Raw genomic sequence first — 17,152 nt, 5'->3', positions numbered from 1 at the left:
CCGTCAGTCGTGCTTTCCGCGCCCGCTCAGCGCGTCGCGCATCCGGTCGACCAGTCCGGCCCCCGGTGCCAGCAGCTTGTTTGCCGGAGGTGTGTCGGGTGCGGAGGGATGCGGCCGGGTCGGCGCCAGCTTCTTGGCCTGGCGGATCTTGTCTCCCAGCTTGTCGAGGGCCTCCGCCGAGCATGCCGTGCGCAGCTGGGGAAAGAGGTTCTCCTCCTCGTCGGCGATGTGCGCGCGTACCTCGCTCATCAGCCTCCCCACGAGACGGTCGAACTCGGGGTCGTCCGCGTCGCAGCTCTCCAGGTCCTTCATGATCTGCTCGGCCCCGGAGTGGTCCTCGATCTCCCGGTCCGCCATGGTGTTGCCGTTGACGAGGTGTTCCCGCACCGCCGGGTACAGATACTCCTCCTCGGCCACCGAGTGCCGGACCAGTTCCATCGTGGCCTGGTCGGCGTACACCTTGCGGTCCTTGTCACCGGACGGCAGTGCCTCGATCCGGCCGAAGATCTCCTCGACCTCCCGGTGATCGGTCATCAGCTCGTCGATGACGTTTCCACCGTGTCCCATCCTGTTCACCTCCAGCCAAGAAGCGGCGGCTCCCCGTCCGGATCCGCCGGAGCCCCCGAGTGCCCCGTCCCGCAGCGGGTTAACGGTGTGGGACGCCGAGTTGTTGGAACTCGCACAGAGACACACACGTACCTGGAAAACCTCGGGAGGCCGGTGTGGCGGACGCGGTGGACGAGGCGCTCGGACGCGTGATCAGGGAGGTGGACGCCCGCGCGGAGCGGCTGTGGGAGGTCGCCCTGGCCCTGCACGCCGACCCCGAGTACGGATTCGAGGAACACCGGGCGGTGCGGCTGCTGAGCGGCGAACTGGAACGCGAGGGATTCACGGTGCAGCGGGAGCTCGCCGGACTGCCCACCGCCTTCGCCGCGCGGTCCGGCACCGTGCGCCGGCCGGCAGTGGCCCTCCTCCTGGAGTACGACGCCCTGCCCGGGCTGGGGCACGCCTGCGGCCACAACCTGATCGCCGCGGCCGGCCTCGGCGCCGCGCTCGCGGCACGGGCCGTCCTCGGGGACGGCGCAGGGGCCGTGTGGGCCGTGGGCACGCCCGCGGAGGAGGGCGGCGGCGGCAAGGTCACCGAGACCGAGGCGGGCGTCTTCGACGACGTCGACGCCGCCCTGATGTTCCATCCCGGCGTCCACAACTGGCAGTGGGCGCCCCTGACCGCCCAGACGCAGTACCGCATCGGCTTCCACGGCCGCGCCGCCCATCCCACCGGGAACCCCACCGAGGGCATCGACGCCCTCGCGGCCCTCATCCAGCTGTTCAACGCCCTCGCCGCCATCGGACCGCGCCTGCCGCAGGGGTCGCACGTCCAGGGCATCATCACCGACGGCGGCCTGGCGACGAACATCGTCCCCGAGTACGCGGAAGGCCTGCTCGGACTGCGCGCCGCGACGACGGCCGCTCTGGAGGACCTGGCGGGCGAGGTGCTGACCTGCGCACAGGGCGTGGCCCGCGCGATGGGCACCACGGTCACCTTCGGACGGGCCACACCGCGCTACGAGCACTTCCGCGACAGCGCGCCCCTGTCTCGGCGGTTCGCCCAACACCTGGCCCGCGCGGGCATCGACCTCACACCGCCGGCACCCGGCGTCTTCCTGGGCTCCTCGGACATCGGCAACGTCAGCGGACGAGTGCCCGCGATCCACCCCTTCGTCGCGATCATGGACCCGGACGGTTCCGACCACACCCCCGAGTTCGCCACCGCCGCAGCCTCCGACCGCGCCCGCCGCGTGCTGCTCGCCGCGACGGAGGCGCTGGCCTGCACAGCGGTGGAACTGCTGCTGTCGGCCGAACTGCGCGAGCAGGCCTGGCGCGAGCACGGGGGCAGTGTCGCGGCCGTGGCCCAACGCTGACGCGCCCTCCCGCGAGGGCGCCGAGGAGGCCCTCCCGTGCGGGAACGGCGGGCATGCGCTGCTCGGCCCCCGGGACCAGGCCGGACACGGCACGCGGATGACGTCAGCCTGTCCGGGGCGGGCCGGCATGCGCCGCTGGACCGGCGGCGCTGGTGCTCGGGCCCGGCTCCAGTCCTGTCCCCCGTCGCGGCGCCGAACGCGGTGACCAGGTCCAGCAGTTCGCACGCCTTCCCTGTACGGCAGCGCACCCCACGCGCTCAGGGCGTGAGCAGCCGGTCCTGTTCGACCAGAGGTGTGCCGTCGTGCCAGGGCAGGGCCTTGCCGAAGCGCACCAACTCGCCGTAGAGCGCCGGATCGACGTGCTGGGCGAAGACCAGGTCGAGCACGGCGCGGGCGGCCCGGGCGGGCGACTGGGCGTGGCTGTAGTCGCTGAACCACGGGCGGGACGTGGCGGTGTCGACCATGCCGGGGCACACGGAAGCGATCAGGGTGCCGGTGGCGAGGTCGCGCTCGCGGCGCTCGGCGGCCACCGCGCGCACGGCGGCGATCTGGGCGACCTTCGAGGGCACGTTCAGCCAGCGGGGCCAGCCCGCCTCCTCGGCGGTCTTGTCGTGGATCCGGCTGCGCCAGGACTCGACGGCGGACTCGACCTGGTCGAGGCTCGCACCGTCGAACAGGTGGTGCAGCCGCGGGTCGAGGTGGCCGAGGGTGCCCAGGCTGCTGGCCACCACCAGCAGTCTGCCGCCCGCCCGCAGGATCGGCCCGAAGGAGCGCAGGATCGCGTGGGTGGCGGTGTTGGAGACGTCGATGAACTCGTCGGCCCGCGCGGCCTGCGACTCCTCCGGCAGCACACGCGCGACCGCATTGGAGATCACGACGTCGACACCGCCGTACCGGGCGCGCAGTTCCTCGGCGAGCGCGGTGACGGCGCCGGTGTCGCTGACGTCCAGGACCCGGCCCTGAACTTGGCTGCGGGTGCCGGGCAACTGCGCCACCGCGTCGGCGGCGTCCGCCACGCGCCGCTGGTCGCGGCCGGTGAGCAGCACCAGGTCGTCCGGATTCATCCGAGCTGCCAGCCCCTCGGCCAGTGCACGGCCCAGCCCCTGGTTGGCGCCGGTGACGAGAGCGATTCGCGAAGCGTTCATGCATGCCACGCTAGAGACGGACCGGTCCATGAGTCCAACGAAAGTCGGGCACAGCTAGTATGCGCAATCGTCATGGACTTCACGGATGTGTCGCTGACCGCGCTGCGCGTCCTGCGCGCGGTGGCCGAAGAGGGAACCTTCACCGCGGCCGCCGCAACCCTGGGCTACACCCAGTCCGCGGTGTCCCGGCAGATCGCCGCGATCGAACGGGCAGCAGGCGCGGAGCTGCTGGAACGGCGGCGCGACGGAGTACGCCTGACCGCGGCCGGCCGCATCGTGATGCGTCGGGCGACGACCGTGCTCGGCGAGATCGATGCGACCGCGCGCGAACTGTCCGGCCTGCCCGAGCAGTCCGGCACGGTCCGCCTCGGCTGGTTCCCCAGCGCGGGAGCCGTCCTGCTCCCCACGGCCCTGGCCACACTGCGCCGCACGGACCCGGGACTCGACGTCGTCAGCCGGGAAGGCACCACACCGGCGCTGGTGCGCGCCCTGCGGGCCGGCACCCTGGACCTCGCCCTCCTGGCCTCGACGCCGCCGTTCCGCCCGCCCGACACCGAGTCGCCCCCGCTCGCCCTGCAGACGCTCAGCGAACGTGCCCTGCATCTCGCGGTGCCCGTCGGCCATCCCCTGGCCCGCGGCGACTTCGTCGACGTCGCCGACCTGCGCGGGCAGCGCTGGATCGGGAGCGCCGGCTCAGGTCAGGACCGGCTGATGGGCGTGTGGCCCGGCCTCGACGAGCGACCCGAGATCGCCCACACCGCCCGCGACTGGCTGGCCAAGCTCCACCTCGTCGCCGCCGGCTGCGGCCTCACCACCGTGCCCGCGACACTCGCCCCCGCCGCGCCGCCAGGCGTACGCATCCTCCCGGTCCGCGGCGGCCCCCAAGAGCAACGGCGGCTGCTCCTCGCCCGCCTCCCGCACCCACCCACCGAACCGGTCGCACGCGTGGCGGCCGCCCTGCGCGCCGCAGCTCTCAACGCCGCGGTCGCGCAGAGCTGACAGCCGTGATGCAGCCGGCGCTAGGCGCGGGGCCGCTCGAAGGTGAGGAGCAGGCCCTCGACCGCGCCGGGGCCGATGCGCCCCTTGACATCGGCGGAGGTGATCGCCTTCAGGCCCCAGCCGTCCTCGGCATGCTTGTTGAGAACCTTCTCCAGCTTGTCGCTGTCCAGCGCGTCACCGATCAGCGACTCCCGGAAACTGACGACCTTGTACTCGTAGCTGTAGCCACTGCTCATGCTGCGTACCCTCCGGTGTGTTGTCGCACTGCCCGGGGCCAGCCAATCATGGTGCTCCCTCTCACATGCAAGCGCCGCCGGCCGCAGGTCGTGGGAATTCGCTCGCGGCACCACGAGACCCCGTCCAACCTCCGACAAGGGATGACTGTTGAAGACGTGCTGTCGGTCCTGACCCTGCTGCGACGGGCCGAGGCCGACGTCTGGATCGGCGGTGGCTGGGGGATCCCGTGCGACCGCCCTGGAATCCGGGATGTGCCCGGCGGGCTGGGTCGGCGTAGTGGCTTTGGGCGGATCTGCGATCGTGACCGCGCCCAGCGAAAGCGCCGCTGCCACCGTGCGCGAGGCACTGCGGGGACTTCCGGTGCAGGCCGTCGTGGACGCGGATTCGGTGCGTACGGTGCTGCCCGTGAGCAGAGTGCTCGGTCCCGGCGGTGTTGTCGTACCTGCCCCCGGAGCGCTTCCGGCCGGTGCACCCGGCGTGTCGGATGTGGCTCAACTGCCCGCCGGAGATCGGGAGTTGAGGCTACTGGAAGAGGTGGCAGGACCCGAGGACGCCGGTGCGGCCGGGCTGGGCGAGATCACGTCGCCCGTGTTCGTGGTCCGCGAACGCGGTCAGGTGGTCGCCGCCGCCGGAACCGAATCTGGCCGGGCAGAACCGTCCACATCAGCGCACCGACCGCACCACCGGCGCGAGGGCGCGGATTTGGCCGGGCGACGGGCTCCGCAACGGTCGCACACGCCCTCGCTGCCGGGCTGCTGCCGCGATGGCGCGCACGGCGTACGGCATCCCGACGGGTTGCGGCGGCACTGGGCTTCGCAGAACTGGGCGCACAGCTCAGCATCGAGACGGCGCGGCAACCCGGGCCTTGACCATGGACCGCCACGCACGTGAGGCGGGTGGAGGCGGCGACTGGCTGCGCCGCGGTCGTCTCCGGCGCGGGCAGCCCCTGCTCCGGGCGACACGGCACTGGAACGCATCAAAAGTCATCGATTCGCCTGATAGTGAAGGAAGGGTGCATAGCGCTAAACTCCCGCAACCTACAACGTGGGGAGGGCCCGGGCATGCGGCGGTGGGCCGAGTTCGTTCTGCGGCATCGCAAGGCGGTTGTGGGGTTCTGGGGACTGGTGCTCGTCGCCGGCATCCTCCTGGCGGGCCGGACGACCAACCGGCTGACGATCGACTTCTCCCTGCCCGGACAGCCCGGCACGGTGACGGCCCACCGCATCGAGCGCGCCTTCGGCAGCGGCGGCGACACGAACCCCTATCTGGTCTCCGTCACGCTCCCCGCAGGGCAGACGGTCACCGGTCACGAGAAGGACGTCGGGCGGGCGTTCACGGCCGTCGGCACAGCCGCCCCCGGCCTACGGGTGATCGACGAGGCGAACACCGGGGACAAGGCGTTCCGGACGAAGGACGACCGCACGGCCTACGCCCTGGTGTTCTACCGGTTCAACCCGTCACCCAGCCAGAAGCTGCTGACCGATCCCATCCGGTCGGCCGCGCAGCACGCCGTGCCGGCGGGATCTGCGGTCGGCGTGACGGGGGAGGACGTGCTGGCCTCCGGCGGCGACAACGGCGGCGGGCCGGGCGTCCTCGGGGAGACGCTTCTCGGTGCCGTCGGAGCTCTGGCCGTGCTCGCCTTCGTGTTCGCGTCCTTCCTGGCCCTGCTGCCGCTGGTGGTGGCCGCGGTGTCGATCCTCGCGACCTTCGTGATGCTGCTGCCGCTCACCTATGCGACCGATGTGTCGTTCATCGTGCAGTTCCTGGTCGCCCTCATCGGCCTGGGCGTGGCGATCGACTACTCACTGCTGTTCGTCACCCGCTGGCGCGAGGAGCGCGACCACGGTCGGGACAACCACGACGCGGTCGTCGTCGCGATGGAACGCGCCGGGCACGCCGTGCTGTTCAGCGGCGTCACCGTCGCGATCGGACTGCTGGCACTGGTCGTCCTGCCGGTCCCGTTCATGCGGAGCATGGGCTACGGCGGAGCACTCATCCCCCTGGCCAGCGTGCTGACGACGCTCACGCTCACCCCGGCGATCCTGGGCGGCATCGGACCGAGGGCCGACTGGCCGAAGATCCGGCACGAGAACCGGGCCAGCCGCTTCTGGAGCCGGTGGACCACTGCTGTCGTACGGCGCCGCTGGATCGCCGCCGCCACGGCGCTGGGCGCACTCTTCGCACTGACCGGAGTCTTCCTCGGCATCAAGATCGGTCTCGCCTCCTCCGAGTCACTGGCCAGGAGCGGCCCGGCCTACGAGAGCCTGCAGACCCTGGAACGCGGCGGCGTGCCGACCGGCGCCCTGACCCCCATGGAGGTCCTGGTCCGCACCGACCAGGCCCGCACGGCCGCCGCGAAGTTCGCCGGCATCGACGGTGTGAGCAGCGTGTTCGTGCCGTCCGGACCGGCAGGCGACCGCGCCGGGCAGAGCGTCGTCGTCGTCATCCCCGACCACGAGACCGTGAACTCCAAGAGCGTGGGCGTGGTCAAACGGGTCAAGACCGCCGCGGACGGACTGCCCGGCGTCCTGGGTGTCGCCGGCATCGGCGCGGCACAGATCGACTTCATGCATGCCGTCTACGGCAACTTCCCACTGATGCTCACCATCATCGCGCTGCTGACGTACGTCCTGCTGGTGCGCGCCTTCCGCTCGCTGCTGCTGCCGCTCAAGGCGGTCCTGCTGAACCTGGTCTCCCTCGCGGCGACCCTCGGCCTGATGGTGATCTTCTGGCAGGACGGTCACGGGTCCGACACGGTCTTCGGCATCGCGGCCACCGGCGCGATCACGTTCTGGATCCCGCTGATGGTCTTCGCGTTCCTGTTCGGACTGTCCATGGACTACGAGGTGTTCATCCTCTCCCGCATCCGGGAGGAGTACGACACCGGCCGCTCCACCGACGCCGCCGTGATCGAGGGCCTCGGCCGCACCGGCCGGCTGGTCACCAGCGCCGCCCTGATCCTCTTCCTCGCCTTCGCCGCGCTCGCCTCCGGCCCCGGCACCGATCTGAAGACGCTGGCGACGGGCCTTGGCATCGGCATCCTGCTGGATGCGACCATCGTGCGGATGCTGCTGGTTCCCTCGCTGGTTTCGCTGTTCGGCCCGTGGAACTGGCATCTGCCTGCCTGGGCGGCCCGCCTGCTGCGGGTGGCGCCCTCGTATCCGCATCCGGAGAATGTGACGCCCGCGGCGGATCAGCGCACGGGCTGAACCCCGGCGGTGCAGGTGGCCGCCGTGCGGCGGATCCGTCAGGCGTCCCGGTCGGTGGCCTGCTCGTCATTGCACGCCTCCGCCTTCGCGGAGGGCCACTGCGCCAGCGAGATCATCCCCGTCACCCGGCGGATCAGATAGAAGGCCAGAGGGAGTTCGGCGAACACGGCCAGTGCCGACGACAGCCAGATCTCCGGGGTGCCGAAGGCGAGAGACACGTCGAACCACGCGTCGCAGATCAACAGCAGGGCCGTTGCGACAGCCGCCACGATGACGGCGCGGTGCCGCAGCCACCCCAGGAGCACGGTGGACGCCATCCCGACCACGAGCAGGACGTCGAACCCGACCCAGGTCACGCGCCAGTGATGGACCTGGTACCCGGAGGGCAGGGTCACTGCCAGCAGCACGGTCCAGGGGACGAGAGCGACGGCGCAGACGGTCAGCAGTTCCAGGGTGTGCCGCCGGTGCCGGCGGGCCCGCTCGAGCAGATCGTTGTCCGGAGCCGGTACAGCAGCCCGTATGCGGTTGCCGGTCTGTGTGTCGCTCATGCCGCCCGTTCCCGTTCTCGCCTGTTCCTGGGGGACGCCGGCCGGGGTTGTGGTGGCAGGCGTCCAGTGGTGGAACAGCAGTACTGCCGGATTCATGCCCGCCGCGCGGACGGCAGGGGCTGGTCATGGCATGTGGGAAGCCAGAAAGCGTAAGGGGGCGCCCCTCCTGTCCATGTCATGTCGTGACGTTCGCGCTGCCGTGTGAAGAGGTTTCGTCGGCATGCGGCGCGACGAAGCCTCGTCCACCGGGACGGTCCATCTCGCGCCATTCGGGCCGCAGTCCCGTGAGGTTCCTCGTGAGGAAGTACACGGTCCCGCAGGCGAGCAGCACCGGCACGAGTCCGGCGGAGGCCACCGCCGCCCCGGCGAGCAGTCCGCCGAGAGGGATACCGGCCCAGGCCGGCGAGTCACCGAGCGCGTTGATTCTGATGCACCGAGCGCCATCATCGCTCGCGTGCTCTGCCGCGTTCCGTGTCCTCCTCGACGAAACCGGCCGCGCCGAGCTGACGCAGGTGGTAGCCAGCGGTCCGGAGTTGACGCCCAGCCGCTCCGCGAGACGGGTGGCCGTCGACGGCCCGTACTTCCGCAGCAGCCCGACCAGGTGCACACGCACCGGGTGGGCCCGGGCACGCGGACCCCCTGCTTGACGGCGGGGTCCCCGGTCGATATGTACATGTCAGAGGATTGGTATGGACCAACTCTGCGGCTTCATGCGTCAACCCGGCGCCCACCCGCCCCCAGTGGAGGCAGCACATGCGAAGACCATCGGTACTTCTCACCCTGTTCACCGGGCTGCTCCTCCTGGTCCTGTCGCCTCCCGCCTCCGCCGCGGGCACACCCAGCGCCGCCTTCTCCAAGACGTCGACATGGGACGGCGGTTACCAGGGCGCGTACTCCATCACGAACGCCGGCAGCACCACCCTGTCCGGCTGGAGCGTCGAGTTCGACCTGCCCTCCGGGACCACCGTCGGCTCGTACTGGGACGCACTGCTGACCCAGAGCGGCAGCCACTACGTCTTCAAGAACCGTGAGTACAACGGCACCCTGGCGCCGGGTGCTTCCGCTTCCTTCGGGTGGGTGTCCAACGGCGCCGGGACACCCACCGGCTGCAAGCTCAACGGGGCGTCCTGCACGGGTGGTTCGAGCACCGACGCCACACCGCCCAGTGTCCCGGCCGCAGTGACCGTCGGCTCCGCGACCGCCTCCTCCCTGACCGTGCGCTGGAGCGCCGCGACCGACGACTCGGGATCCGTCGCCGGTTACGAGATCTCGCGCGACGGCGGCACGCCCGTCACCGTGACCGGCACCTCCTACACGGCCACCGGCCTGCAGGCCGCCACGAGCTACACCTTCCGCGTGCGCGCCCGCGACGCGGCGGGGAACGTGTCCGCCTACTCCGCGGCCGTCAGCGGCATGACCTCCGCCGGCGGTCAGCCGCCGAGCGGCGGTCTGTTCACCGCCCCGTACATCGACATGGGGGCGTGGCCCACGCCGAGCATGCCCGACATGGCCTCGGCGAGCGGCGTGAAGAACTACACGATGGCCTTCATCACCGCCTCCGGCTGCAAGGCGATGTGGTTCAACGCCTACGACCCGCGCGACGGCTGGGCCAAGGACCAGATCGACGCCATCCGGGCCGCCGGGGGAGACGTCAAGGTCTCCTTCGGCGGCGCCGGCGGAATCGAACTGGCACAGGCCTGTGGCTCGGTGGACGCGCTGTACGCCGAGTACAACGCGGTGGTGACCGCCTACGGCCTGAAGTACGTCGACTTCGACATCGAGGGCGCGGCCACCGCGGACCCGGCCTCCGTCGCCCGCCGCTCCCAGGCCCTGGCGCGCCTGCAGCAGGCCCACCCGGGGCTGCGGATCTCCCTGACGCTGCCCGTCCTGCCGGAGGGGCTGACCTCGGACGGCCTGAACGTGGTGCAGTCGGCGCGCGACGCCGGAGTCGACCTGGACGTGGTGAACGTCATGGCCATGGACTACTACCGCAGCGTCGACTACGGCGACGCCGCCGTCCAGGCCGCACAGAGCACCTTCACCCAACTGAAGTCGCTCTACCCGAGCAGGACCGATGCCCGGCTCTGGGCGATGGTCGGAGTGACACCGATGCTCGGACAGAACGACGACGGCCACATCTACGACCAGGCCGACGCCCGCCAGCTGGTCTCCTTCGCCCAGGGCAAGCACCTGGGAGAGCTCGCCTTCTGGGAGGCCACCCGGGACCGCAACGCCTGCACGGGCGCGCTGTACCAGTGCACCAACATCACCCAGTCCCCCTACGAGTTCGCGAAGATCTTCGCCGCCTACACCGGCTGAAGCTGCGTCCGCGCCCACCCCTCGGGCGGGCGCGGACGGTCTGATCGACGCAACGGTGGGATGACGTAGATCACGTCAGGTTGCGGCCCGATCTTGGAATGCGCGGTGTCCTGCCGCTGCTGCACAGTTCATGGGCTCGCCCTGCTTGGGGGTGCGCAGGGCAATGGTGCTCGACGCGGCCGGCCGTGGGATCTGGACGACCTCGGCGGTTCTCCGCTCCCTGGTCCCTGCACTGCTTGCGTTGAAAGGTTCACCCGCACCATGCCTCTGGCTCTGCTGGCCCTGGCTGTCGTCGCCTTCGGCATCGGCACCACCGAATTCGCCACGATGGGGCTGCTGCCCCAGATCGCCGACGGCGTGGGCGTGTCGGTGCCGCACGCCGGCAACCTCGTGTCGGCATACGCGCTCGGTGTCGTCGTCGGTGCCCCCGTACTGACCGGCATCGGGGCACGCATACCGCACAAACGGCTCCTGCTGCTCCTGTCGGGGCTGTTCGTGGTCGGCAACATCGCCTCCGCACTCGCACCCGACTTCGGTCTGCTGTTCGCCGCGCGTTTCCTGGCCGGGCTGCCGCACGGCGCCCTGTTCGGCGTCGGCGCGGTCGTCGCTTCCCGGCTGGTCGCCCCCGAGCGAGCCGCCCGCGCCGTCTCCAGGATGTTTCTCGGACTGACCGTCGCGAACATCGTCGGCGTGCCCGCCGGCACCGCTCTCGGTCAGCACTTCGGCTGGCGGTCCGCCTACGGTGCTGTGGCCGTCATCGGCCTCGTCGCCCTCGCCGCGCTGGCCCTCTTCGTCCCCCACCAGCCCCGAGGCAGCCAGTCCGGCATCCGGCACGAGCTGCGGGCCATGGGCAACAGGCAGGTCGCGATCGGCCTGGCCACCGCCGTGGTGGGATTCGGCGGATTCTTCGCCGTCTACAGCTACCTGGTGCCGATGCTGACACACCTCACGGGCATCTCCGACTCCTCGACCACTCTGGTCCTCGCGCTGTACGGCGTCGGCATGACGCTCGGCACACTGATCGCAGGCCCCCTCACGGACCGCGCCCTGCGCCCGACGCTCTACGGGGGCCTCGCCCTGCTCGCCGCAGCGTTGGTGACCTTCTACTTCACCGTCCACAGCACCGTCCCCGCCCTGGCGACGATCCCCTTCATCGGTGCGATGGGCGCCTTGGTCACCACGCCCGTCCAGATGCTCCTCATGGCCAAGGCGAAGAACGCGCCGACGATGGCCGCGGCCTCCAACCACTCCGCCTTCAACCTGGCCAACGCGGGTGGCGCCTGGCTCGGCGGACTGGCCATCTCGGCAGGCTGGGGCTGGGCTTCCCCCAACCTCGTCGGCGCCGCCCTCGCGGTGGCCGGCTTCGGCCTCGCTTTCACGGGCGGCCTCATGGACCGGGGCGGCCGACACTCCGAGGTGATCACTTCCTCCGCGGAAACCTCGACGGAAACGGAACACGCCACGGCAGCCCAAGCGTCGGGAACGCCCGGCGAGCGGAGGTAGCGGCCCCTCTCGGCGTCCCCTTTGCCGGCCGCCCGCAACCGTGAGCCGGCAACCCCGGAGGCGGGTCCCGGCGTGTTGTGGGGGAGAGGCGGGCGCAGAGGGGGCGGACGTGCAGTTCATCGAGGTGACCGGCCTGGCCGGGGTGCGATCGGCCGTCATCAGGTTCACGCGGCCGGGGGCGGGGCTGACCTTCGTGCTCTTTCCCATGGTTCACCTCGGGGAGGCCGCCTTCTACCGGGAAGTGGTGGCACGGTTGCGCCGCGACTGCGACCTGGTGGCCGCCGAGGGAGTCGGGGAAGGCTCGCCCGGCGCCGACGCCCTGATCGCGTCGTACGAGCGGCTGGACGGTCATGAACGCCTGGGTCTGGTCGTGCAGGACATCGACTTCGCGTCGCTCGGGCTGCCCGTGGTGTGCCCCGACATGAGCGGTGCGCAATTCCAGGAAGGGTTCCGCCGGCTGCCCCTGAAGGAACGTGCGATGGTGGCCACGGTCGTGCCGGCCGTGACGGCCGGCATGCGGCTGCTGGGGACGCGTCGCTGGCTCGCCCGGCACCTCGCCGTGGAGGACCTGATGAGCGAGAGCGAGCAGGCCGTGGCGGACTTCTGGCCGGGCCTGGACGACTTGGTCCTCCGGCGCCGCGACCGGTTGCTGGCCGATGCCCTGACCGACTTCGACCGGGGTTACGCGGGACGGACCGGACCGTTCACCATCGCCGTCGTCTACGGCGCCGGGCACATGCGCGCCCCGCCTCCGAGACCCTGACCGGCCTCGGCTACCACGCCGCGGACGCCGAGTGGATCACCGTATTCACCCTGGACCACCCGATGGACCCAAGCCAATAGCCGAGAAGGACGGGCGCGCAAGCTGATCGACCAGCCACAGCGGATGCGGCCGCGCCCGCTCCCGTCCCCGGCGGACGCGCGTCGGCTTGAGCGGGCGCCGGGGGGATACCCGGCGGGTATGACCAAGCTGCATCTTCCAGGCCGGAAACACCAGCACAGCCCCGAGGAGGCCCCGGCATCCCGGACGCCGGTGCCGTCGCCGGAGGAGGCAGGACCGGACGGGGACGTCGAACGCGCTGCTCCGGACACGCCTGCGAAGCTGCCGAAGGGCGCCTGGGCCGCCGTACTCAAAGGCAGCCTCAAGGAGTTCAAGGACGACGAACTGGCGGACCGGGCCGCGGCGCTGACCTACTACGGCGTGCTGTCCTTGTTCCCGGCCCTCCTGGTGCTGGTCTCCCTGCTGGGAATCACCGGCAGGTCGGCCACCGACAAGGTGCTGACCAACATCAGGCAGCTGACCCCCGGCTCGGCACGCGACATCATCACGCGGGCCGTCGAACAGCTGCAGAACAACGCCGGGACCGGCTCGGTGATGGCCCTGGTCGGCATCGTGCTGGCGGTGTGGTCGGCGTCCGGGTACGTGGCCGCCTTCATCCGCGCTGCGAATGCCGTCTACGACATGCCGGAGGGCCGTCCGGTGTGGAAGATCCTGCCGGTGCGTGTCGGTGTGACGGTGGTGCTCATGGTGCTGGCGGTGATGAGCGCGCTGATCGTGGTCTTCACCGGTGGGCTGGCCCGCCAGACCGGGCAGGCGCTCGGGATCGGGGACACCGCGCTGACAGTGTGGTCGATCGCCAAGTGGCCCGTTCTGGTGTTGCTGGTCACCGTCATGATCGCGATCCTGTACTGGGCCACCCCGAACGCCAAGGTCAAGGGCTTCCGGTGGATCACGCCGGGCAGCCTGCTGGCCCTGCTGATCTGGCTGGCCGCCTCCGCCGGGTTTGCTTTCTACGTCGCCAACTTCGCCTCGTACAACAAGACCTACGGCACCATGGCCGGGGTCATCGTCTTCCTCGTCTGGCTGTGGATCAGCAACCTCGCGATCCTCCTGGGCCTGGAGTTCGACGCCGAGAGCGTGCGGCAGCGGGCCATCGCCGGCGGACTTCCGCCCGAGGCCGAGCCCTACACCCAGCCGCGCGACACGCGGACCTGGGACGAGGAGGACGTCCGCCGCCTGGGTGACATGTGACCGGGCGGCCGGCGCCTGGAGTTGTTGTCGCGGTCAGCGCGCCAGGCGGTGCTTCCTGCCGCCACGCCGGAAGCGCACAGCGCCGTAGGTGAGGTCGGCGAGCAGCACGACGGCGCCGATGATCAGCAGATAGAACAGACCGTGCGCGGCGAATCCGATGATGCCCAGAACGAGGGCCACGAGGACGAGGAACAGAAAGAGACTCATCGGTGCTCCAGTGGCGTCATCGCCTTCTCGGCGTTGCGGTCAGCGACGGGCCAGGCGGCGTTCACCGCCAGATCCCGGGGCGTAGTCGAGTTCGTAGTGCGCGAAGATCCCCGGCTCGTCCTCGGCAGGCAACTCACCGTCGGTGTCGATCGCGGGAGCCTTCCTCACCACGTCCTTCGGATGAGCGATCTTGAGATAGCCCGGCCCCACGGTCGCACCGGACAGCGGCACGAAGACCAGGCGCCGACGGGTGGGAAGACCCACGGTCACCGTGGCGAAGAAGGGCTGGTCGGTCGCGGTGTCGACGTAGACGGCCTCCAGAGTGCCGATCTTGTGACCGCTGGGGTCGACCACGCCGTGACCACGCCATTCACGAATGTCGCCTGCCTCGAACATCACGGACCTCCATCTGAGGTGTACCCCTGATCGTGTCCCTGATGTCCCCGCCGACAGCCGCGGCGTCGTCAGTGCCGCTCCGGATCGAATTCCAGTACCTGTGTGAGCCGGATGTTGTTGCCCGAGGGATCGCGGAAGGACGTGTCGATTCCGTACGGCTGCACGGTCGGCGGGTCGTTGAACTCGACCCCTCGGGCGGACAGCTCGTCATAGGCGGCCTTGCAGTCGTCGGTCTCCAGGAACAGTGTGCCGCCCGCGCCCTTGGCCACCAGATCGGACAGCTGGGCACTGCTCGCCTCATCCAGCATCGGCTGCCCCGGTACGGGCATCAGCACCAGCGCCGGGCCGTCAGCGCCGGGCGGAGCGACACACAACCAGCGGAAGCTCCATGCCTCCATGGTCACGTCCGCCCTGACCTCCCAGCCGAGCTTGGTGGTGTAGAAGTCAAGCGCCTCGTCCTGGTCGTGCACCCAGAACTGAGCATTGGCTATCTTGATCGTGGCCATGGCCGCTCCTTGGTCGATTGCCTGGGAACGACGCTAGGCAGTCGCCGATGGTGTGTCTTCTCGAAACGTGCGGTGCTGCGGCCGTGCATAGGCCATCGCCACACAGCGGGGGATCCGCACATGCCGTGCGGCGGGCGGATGAGCCGCCCGGTAGGCCTGCGGGGTCGTCCCGTACATCCGGCGGAAACTCGTCGTGAACGAGCCGATGCTCTGCGCGCCGACGGCGACCCCGACCGCGGCCACCGTCCAGTCGGTCGCAAGCAGCAGCGCGGCGGCCCGTTCGAGGCGGCGGGTCAGCAGATACTGGTGCGGCGACTCGCCGAACGCGGCCTTGAAGCAGCGGCTGAAGTGGGCGGGGGACAGCGCGGCGGCCGCCGCCATGTCTGCGACGGTGAGCGGCTCGCTGTAGCGGGCGTCCGCGAGATCCTTGGCGCGGAGCAGATGACGACCGATCGGGACGTGGACCACACGACCATTGTGGGGTCAGCGGTAGGTCGCTGCGGCGGGAGAAGGTACCGAGGCGCCGATGGCTTCTTCGGCGGTCTGGCCGGCGGGGCTCTCGCCCGATGCGTCCGGGGCGAGGTCCGAAAGCGGTCAGCGTGGGGACCTCACGGGAGCGGCGGGAGCATCACCGGTCGGATGGGTTGTGTCGCCGGGAGAGGGCCGGTCGGTGGCGCTGGGTTCCCGGCCTCGGTAGATGCCGGCCGCGCACTAGCCCATGACCGCACGAGCTGCGTCGAGGAACGCCAGCCGATTGTCCTCCAGGTAGTCGCGCACGCTCTCACCATCGGGCAGGCCTTCCCATACGGTCCGGTTGAGGTCGAGGAAGTATGCGCGTGCCGCGTCATGCACAGGCAGCGGGAACTGGATACGGATGAGCCGTTCGGCGACCCAGAGCCTGTTCATCACCTCGCGGGTGGTCAGGAACCAGTCGTGGGAGTCGTCCCACTCGGCCGGCCTGCTGAACGCCGCGCGTTCCGCTTCGGCCCCCACCTCGACGAACCGCTCCAGCAGCGCCAGCCGTTCCGCCCGCCGGGCCTCCGACAAGGCGATCTGCTGCCGTTGCCGTTCCGCACGTTCCGCCGAGAGCTGAGTTCTGTGCTGGACCATGTAGGACAACGAACCGCCGAGAACGACGCCGCCCAAGGATATGAGTGACACCCAGACCTGACCTGACATGGCGGTCATCGTCCCACGCCGTCGATCTTTGAGATCGGTCGAAATGCTCGCCCTCGATGGTGAAGCCGCTGTTCAGCTGATGACCAGCGGCCGCCGCGGGTATCACCCCACCGTTGTGAGGACTTGGCCGGTGGGGCGGGTGCCGTCGTAGGCGTAGATGTGCACCTTGGCGGGGGTGCCGGGCTGCGTCGGGACGAGGGAGAGGGCGACGATGCGGCCGGCGCTGTCCTTCGCCGCCTTGCGGACGCGCACCGAGGAAGCGGGAGTGACAACGACCGTACGGCCGTGGGAGCAGTCGGAGGAGACGGAGACGACGCGGGGCGGCGGACCGCTCGCGTCCCGGGCGGTCGGGGCGGGGAGCCGGTGGCCGGCCGGAGCGGACGGCATTCCGCGGGTGGACCTGTTCAGCTGGGTCGTGCCAATGCCCTCGGCGCCGCTCCAGAAGGTGACCCCGCACAGCGTCAGCGGGGGCGCGCCGCTGCGGACGTCCGGCTGCGAGCAGCCGGTCGCTCCCACCACCAGGACGGCAAGGAGAGCCGGAACATTGGCGAGCCATGCGCCGCCGGCCCGGGGCAGGCGGGGAACGTGTCCGCGGTGCGGAGGTCGGGACATGGACGTCACCTCATACGCGCAGGGTGCCGAACTGTGTGTCGGCCTGCTGGCCAGCGGCACGCCGCAGTCGGGCATCTGAGCCCGCGCCACCCGCTGCTGAGACGGCGGCGAGGCCGAAGTCGTTCAGCGGTGGTGGAGCCAGAAGTGCCGTTAGCGTCTCGGTGATCGAGCCGGGGTCGTGCATGATCAGGGGTCGGGGTCGAGCCTGGAACGGAGGCTGAGTTGAGCGTCATGGGTGTGTGGGTCATCGGGACGCTGCCTGATCAAAAGACAAAAGAGCTGCTGCAAGCGGCGGTTCAGGTCCCGAATGCGGACGACGCACTGGCTTGGTGGCGGAG

The 17,152-nt window shown here is 70.4% G+C and carries 18 protein-coding genes and 2 pseudogenes; 8 read left to right on the top strand and 12 right to left on the bottom strand.

Annotation, left to right across the window (positions count from 1 at the left end; genetic code table 11):
* Positions 1-3 precede the first annotated feature (3 nt).
* A complete protein-coding gene (locus ACIBW9_RS34365) occupies positions 4-567 on the bottom strand; it encodes a hemerythrin domain-containing protein (RefSeq protein WP_398960927.1) in 564 nt (187 codons plus the stop codon).
* Between the two features lie 155 nt (positions 568-722).
* On the opposite strand from ACIBW9_RS34365, the gene ACIBW9_RS34360 reads away from it, so the two are divergent.
* Positions 723-1,922: an amidohydrolase gene (locus tag ACIBW9_RS34360; RefSeq protein ID WP_398960926.1), complete on the top strand. Its 1,200-nt coding sequence runs from the start codon at positions 723-725 to the stop codon at positions 1,920-1,922.
* 257 nt (positions 1,923-2,179) lie between these two features.
* Here ACIBW9_RS34360 and ACIBW9_RS34355 read toward each other — a convergent pair whose 3' ends face one another.
* Positions 2,180-3,067, bottom strand: a complete 888-nt coding sequence (locus ACIBW9_RS34355) for an SDR family NAD(P)-dependent oxidoreductase (RefSeq protein WP_398960925.1) — start codon at positions 3,065-3,067, stop codon at positions 2,180-2,182.
* A gap of 72 nt (positions 3,068-3,139) precedes the next feature.
* Here ACIBW9_RS34355 and ACIBW9_RS34350 point away from each other — a divergent pair, with 72 nt between their 5' ends.
* Positions 3,140-4,066, top strand: a complete 927-nt coding sequence (locus tag ACIBW9_RS34350) for a LysR family transcriptional regulator (protein ID WP_398960924.1) — start codon at positions 3,140-3,142, stop codon at positions 4,064-4,066.
* A gap of 20 nt (positions 4,067-4,086) precedes the next feature.
* Here the strand turns inward: ACIBW9_RS34350 and ACIBW9_RS34345 are convergent, their stop codons facing one another.
* On the bottom strand, positions 4,087-4,302 hold the full coding sequence (locus ACIBW9_RS34345; protein ID WP_398960923.1) for a DUF4177 domain-containing protein: 216 nt from the start codon (positions 4,300-4,302) through the stop codon (positions 4,087-4,089).
* Between ACIBW9_RS34345 and ACIBW9_RS34340 the strand changes: the two genes are divergently transcribed.
* Together ACIBW9_RS34340 and ACIBW9_RS34335 are read left to right on the top strand one after the other, a co-directional pair.
* The gene (locus ACIBW9_RS34340) at positions 4,198-5,172 is read left to right on the top strand and encodes a GNAT family N-acetyltransferase (protein ID WP_398961011.1); all 975 of its coding nucleotides are present in this window, start codon (positions 4,198-4,200) and stop codon (positions 5,170-5,172) included. The genes ACIBW9_RS34345 and ACIBW9_RS34340 overlap by 105 nt on opposite strands.
* A 192-nt stretch (positions 5,173-5,364) precedes the next feature.
* A complete protein-coding gene (locus ACIBW9_RS34335) occupies positions 5,365-7,512 on the top strand; it encodes an MMPL family transporter (protein ID WP_398960922.1) in 2,148 nt (715 codons plus the stop codon).
* 38 nt (positions 7,513-7,550) lie between these two features.
* Here ACIBW9_RS34335 and ACIBW9_RS34330 read toward each other — a convergent pair whose 3' ends face one another.
* From ACIBW9_RS34330 to ACIBW9_RS34320, 3 genes and pseudogenes are all read right to left on the bottom strand, one after another.
* On the bottom strand, positions 7,551-8,060 hold the full coding sequence (locus ACIBW9_RS34330) for a hypothetical protein (RefSeq protein ID WP_398960921.1): 510 nt from the start codon (positions 8,058-8,060) through the stop codon (positions 7,551-7,553).
* A gap of 175 nt (positions 8,061-8,235) precedes the next feature.
* Positions 8,236-8,487: pseudogene (locus ACIBW9_RS34325) on the bottom strand (MFS transporter); the annotation flags it as partial.
* A gap of 19 nt (positions 8,488-8,506) precedes the next feature.
* Positions 8,507-8,727, bottom strand: a pseudogene (locus tag ACIBW9_RS34320) (helix-turn-helix domain-containing protein); the annotation flags it as partial.
* An 86-nt stretch (positions 8,728-8,813) separates the two neighbouring features.
* Here ACIBW9_RS34320 and ACIBW9_RS34315 point away from each other — a divergent pair.
* The 4 genes from ACIBW9_RS34315 (at position 8,814) to ACIBW9_RS34300 (ending at position 13,914) form a co-directional block, all read left to right on the top strand.
* The gene (locus tag ACIBW9_RS34315) at positions 8,814-10,379 is read left to right on the top strand and encodes a cellulose binding domain-containing protein (RefSeq protein ID WP_398960920.1); all 1,566 of its coding nucleotides are present in this window, start codon (positions 8,814-8,816) and stop codon (positions 10,377-10,379) included.
* A 261-nt stretch (positions 10,380-10,640) separates the two neighbouring features.
* Positions 10,641-11,882, top strand: a complete 1,242-nt coding sequence (locus ACIBW9_RS34310; RefSeq protein ID WP_398960919.1) for an MFS transporter — start codon at positions 10,641-10,643, stop codon at positions 11,880-11,882.
* 109 nt (positions 11,883-11,991) lie between these two features.
* Entirely contained in the window at positions 11,992-12,645 is a 654-nt protein-coding gene (locus ACIBW9_RS34305) for a hypothetical protein (protein ID WP_398960918.1), read from the top strand.
* Positions 12,646-12,843: 198 nt separating this feature from the next.
* The gene (locus tag ACIBW9_RS34300) at positions 12,844-13,914 is read left to right on the top strand and encodes a YihY/virulence factor BrkB family protein (protein ID WP_398960917.1); all 1,071 of its coding nucleotides are present in this window, start codon (positions 12,844-12,846) and stop codon (positions 13,912-13,914) included.
* 33 nt (positions 13,915-13,947) lie between these two features.
* On the opposite strand, the gene ACIBW9_RS34295 is transcribed toward ACIBW9_RS34300, so the two are convergent.
* The 6 genes from ACIBW9_RS34295 to ACIBW9_RS34270 all read right to left on the bottom strand — a co-directional run bounded on the left by ACIBW9_RS34295 (position 13,948) and on the right by ACIBW9_RS34270 (position 16,814).
* Positions 13,948-14,121 carry a hypothetical protein gene (locus ACIBW9_RS34295; protein ID WP_181922664.1) on the bottom strand — a complete coding sequence of 58 codons (174 nt, stop codon included), beginning with the start codon at positions 14,119-14,121 and terminating at the stop codon, positions 13,948-13,950.
* Between the two features lie 39 nt (positions 14,122-14,160).
* Positions 14,161-14,517: a PRC-barrel domain-containing protein gene (locus ACIBW9_RS34290; RefSeq protein ID WP_398960916.1), complete on the bottom strand. Its 357-nt coding sequence runs from the start codon at positions 14,515-14,517 to the stop codon at positions 14,161-14,163.
* A gap of 68 nt (positions 14,518-14,585) precedes the next feature.
* Positions 14,586-15,023: a VOC family protein gene (locus ACIBW9_RS34285; RefSeq protein WP_398960915.1), complete on the bottom strand. Its 438-nt coding sequence runs from the start codon at positions 15,021-15,023 to the stop codon at positions 14,586-14,588.
* A 33-nt stretch (positions 15,024-15,056) separates the two neighbouring features.
* On the bottom strand, positions 15,057-15,491 hold the full coding sequence (locus tag ACIBW9_RS34280) for a helix-turn-helix domain-containing protein (RefSeq protein ID WP_398960914.1): 435 nt from the start codon (positions 15,489-15,491) through the stop codon (positions 15,057-15,059).
* Between the two features lie 243 nt (positions 15,492-15,734).
* Positions 15,735-16,211, bottom strand: coding sequence for a hypothetical protein (locus ACIBW9_RS34275; protein WP_398960913.1), 477 nt, complete (start codon positions 16,209-16,211; stop codon positions 15,735-15,737).
* Positions 16,212-16,304: 93 nt separating this feature from the next.
* Positions 16,305-16,814, bottom strand: coding sequence for a hypothetical protein (locus tag ACIBW9_RS34270; RefSeq protein WP_398960912.1), 510 nt, complete (start codon positions 16,812-16,814; stop codon positions 16,305-16,307).
* Positions 16,815-17,152: the final 338 nt, after the last annotated feature.

This window comes from Streptomyces sp. NPDC049541 (assembly GCF_044465725.1).
Lineage (GTDB): Bacteria > Actinomycetota > Actinomycetes > Streptomycetales > Streptomycetaceae > Streptomyces.
The sequence above is the reverse complement of the archived record's forward strand: the minus strand, read 5'-3'. Positions and strand labels throughout refer to the sequence as shown.

Coding starts and splice junctions, on each gene's coding strand:
- ACIBW9_RS34365 (WP_398960927.1), bottom strand. CDS start 567: ATGGGACACGGTGGAAACGTCATCGACGAGCTGATGACCGATCACCGG.
- ACIBW9_RS34355 (WP_398960925.1), bottom strand. CDS start 3,067: ATGAACGCTTCGCGAATCGCTCTCGTCACCGGCGCCAACCAGGGGCTG.
- ACIBW9_RS34350 (WP_398960924.1), top strand. CDS start 3,140: ATGGACTTCACGGATGTGTCGCTGACCGCGCTGCGCGTCCTGCGCGCG.
- ACIBW9_RS34340 (WP_398961011.1), top strand. CDS start 4,198: ATGCTTGTTGAGAACCTTCTCCAGCTTGTCGCTGTCCAGCGCGTCACC.
- ACIBW9_RS34345 (WP_398960923.1), bottom strand. CDS start 4,302: ATGAGCAGTGGCTACAGCTACGAGTACAAGGTCGTCAGTTTCCGGGAG.
- ACIBW9_RS34335 (WP_398960922.1), top strand. CDS start 5,365: ATGCGGCGGTGGGCCGAGTTCGTTCTGCGGCATCGCAAGGCGGTTGTG.
- ACIBW9_RS34330 (WP_398960921.1), bottom strand. CDS start 8,060: ATGAGCGACACACAGACCGGCAACCGCATACGGGCTGCTGTACCGGCT.
- ACIBW9_RS34315 (WP_398960920.1), top strand. CDS start 8,814: ATGCGAAGACCATCGGTACTTCTCACCCTGTTCACCGGGCTGCTCCTC.
- ACIBW9_RS34310 (WP_398960919.1), top strand. CDS start 10,641: ATGCCTCTGGCTCTGCTGGCCCTGGCTGTCGTCGCCTTCGGCATCGGC.
- ACIBW9_RS34300 (WP_398960917.1), top strand. CDS start 12,844: ATGACCAAGCTGCATCTTCCAGGCCGGAAACACCAGCACAGCCCCGAG.
- ACIBW9_RS34295 (WP_181922664.1), bottom strand. CDS start 14,121: ATGAGTCTCTTTCTGTTCCTCGTCCTCGTGGCCCTCGTTCTGGGCATC.
- ACIBW9_RS34290 (WP_398960916.1), bottom strand. CDS start 14,517: ATGTTCGAGGCAGGCGACATTCGTGAATGGCGTGGTCACGGCGTGGTC.
- ACIBW9_RS34285 (WP_398960915.1), bottom strand. CDS start 15,023: ATGGCCACGATCAAGATAGCCAATGCTCAGTTCTGGGTGCACGACCAG.
- ACIBW9_RS34275 (WP_398960913.1), bottom strand. CDS start 16,211: ATGACCGCCATGTCAGGTCAGGTCTGGGTGTCACTCATATCCTTGGGC.
- ACIBW9_RS34270 (WP_398960912.1), bottom strand. CDS start 16,814: ATGTCCCGACCTCCGCACCGCGGACACGTTCCCCGCCTGCCCCGGGCC.